We start from the raw sequence: 2,327 nt of genomic DNA on the forward strand, positions 1-2,327 counted from the left end.
AAGATGGGTTTGTGGTAAACACCATTTTAAAGGAAGCTGATCTTTTTTGTCCGAACAGCGTTCGGATTAATTTTACAATCTACCACACAACCAAAAAGCCACTCATCTCATCACGAGGTGGGTGGCTTTTTTGAGTAAGTTAAGTGACAGCATTGATTGTTATATGATTGTGTATGTCCTAAATGGACACAAGCAACGCTCCTAAGCAAAGCCTGTATGTAATGATTTCAGAAAAGCCCTCTATTCCGCATAATAGAGGACTTTTTTGTGTGCATTCTGCTTAATTTAAACGGACAAGTATACATCTAAAAGGTGAACGTGTCGTCTGAGAGCACGTGATTATTTACTTTTTACTTTGTTAGCATCGCCGGTTTCCAAAGTCTGTATTTGAGTCGTAAGCGTATTTTGTTCAGACTCAGTTAACGATTCAAAAAAAGTTTTTTGTAATTGGGCTAATCCGTTTTGTTGAGTTGAGCTATACCCTAAAATTACCATAGCTTTCATAAAGTTTTTTAGATGATTGTCAATTCTGAGCGTAGTATCAAAAGTAACACCATCTATTTGTTTAGACTTCGTTTTGTTTGATTCGTTTAGAGAAGATATGGAAATTTCTTTTTGGGGCTGGGGCGCCGATTTTCTAGGAATTATTTTGCTTTTATTTGAGTTAGGATTGTGTAAAAGTTCCACCATGCTAGTCCGCCCTTTCAATAATTTCTTGTGCCACAGAATCGTATAATCTAATTATTTTTTTATCGAACTGATCTTTTAGAAATACACCTCTGATTGAATATCTTTTGATTCTTTCCATATTACGAATTAGGGTTTTTAACATGTTTTCTTTCCCAAATTCTTCTTCTGCTACTTCTAATGTGCTGTGATCAACAGGCGCCCCATTCTTTAATAGCACAGGAAGTATACCGAGTAAATTCAAACTAGGTGCTTCGTATTCATCGATTACCTGTTCCTGTATATATTTTAGAAACGATTCGGCACCCTGAAGACTGTGCTCTTGAGTTTGAAGGATAATCAGAACCCAATCTGAAGCGTATAAGGCGCTATCAGAAATTAAGGAAATAGTCGGTGGCAAATCAAATACCACAAAATCATATTTTTCTTTTAGTGAAGCAAGTAGCTTGCTAAAATATGTAACTCTATCTTTATAATTATTTTTAAACTTTTTTTCCATAATCCGTGGGTACAATGAAAAATCTGCGCTTGATGGAATAAAGTCAATGTTTTTATCCAAAGTAACCAACGATCTTGATAAGTCCTCTTCTTGGATTGATGCAAGCAAGGTTTGATTAAATTTAATATCATCGTGGCCTAAATTAGCCGCGGTTTTAAAGTAAATATCTGTAGCGTTTGCTTGAGGATCGAAATCAATTAATAGCGTTTTTTTACCAGCACGAGCTAGTGCCAGGCATGCAAGCGTGGCATTTGTTGTTTTACCGGTGCCACCTTTAAAATTTCCAAAAGTAATTACTTCACCCATTATACTGACCTCCAATTAAGTATCCTAATATACAAAGATACTTGGATACAAGGATGATAACATACAAAGATACTTGGATACAAGGATACAAGGATACATTTCTTCTCAAAAGCCGTTAAATTAAGATTGACTGCAAGTATCCTAATATACTTAGATACAAGGATACAAGGATACTTAGATACAAGGATATGAATATACAAGGATACAAGGATACAAGGATACATAAAAAGAAATGTTGATTTATCACCAAACAACGAGTAATATTGGTTACATAAAATAGAACATAAAAAAACACCCACCGACGGGAATCGGTGAGCGCCACATAAAAGTCAACTTGTTTAATGACTATTATATCATGGCCGGTGCGATTTTTAAAGCCCTAGGGGACAAGCTGGGGTCTAAATCTAAGGGGACACGTTTGCCAGGGCGACTTCAATAAGTCTGGCTATACCACAACAAGGTCATCTGTACGGCTGGGTGGTGAATGGTGAGCGCGACCATTAACGGCGCGGGTGGTAAAACGAAGCTTCGGCTTGGTGCCACTGATTAGTTGGTGATCGAACAAACATAAATACGTATTGCCAACGCCTACTAGGGCGTTTTTTAGTAGGTTAAACCGAAAACGTAGGTTTATAATGAGTGGTGGTAGCAATACCGCAATTGTACAGACAAGCGACGGGCGTTAACGACCGACGAACTAGGGAAAAACCTTAGCGTAGAATTGCACTCTGGTTCAGTTATTCCAAATAACTGTTTCCAGGGAACAATTCTGCGCTCAAAACGTCACTCCCTCTAAACTGAATGGAAAACCATAACCCGTCAAGTCAAAACCAAC

The 2,327-nt window shown here is 37.5% G+C and carries 2 protein-coding genes; both read right to left on the reverse strand.

Annotated elements, in window-relative coordinates; genetic code table 11:
• Positions 1-339: 339 nt before the first annotated feature.
• Positions 340-690, reverse strand: coding sequence for a DUF5388 domain-containing protein (locus tag ACOV1R_RS15960; RefSeq protein ID WP_011222016.1), 351 nt, complete (start codon positions 688-690; stop codon positions 340-342).
• A gap of 1 nt (position 691) precedes the next feature.
• A complete protein-coding gene (locus ACOV1R_RS15965; protein WP_015639692.1) occupies positions 692-1,492 on the reverse strand; it encodes a ParA family protein in 801 nt (266 codons plus the stop codon).
• Positions 1,493-2,327 lie beyond the last annotated feature (835 nt).

Source organism: Lactiplantibacillus sp. YT640 (assembly GCF_049745435.1).
Taxonomy (GTDB): domain Bacteria; phylum Bacillota; class Bacilli; order Lactobacillales; family Lactobacillaceae; genus Lactiplantibacillus; species Lactiplantibacillus plantarum.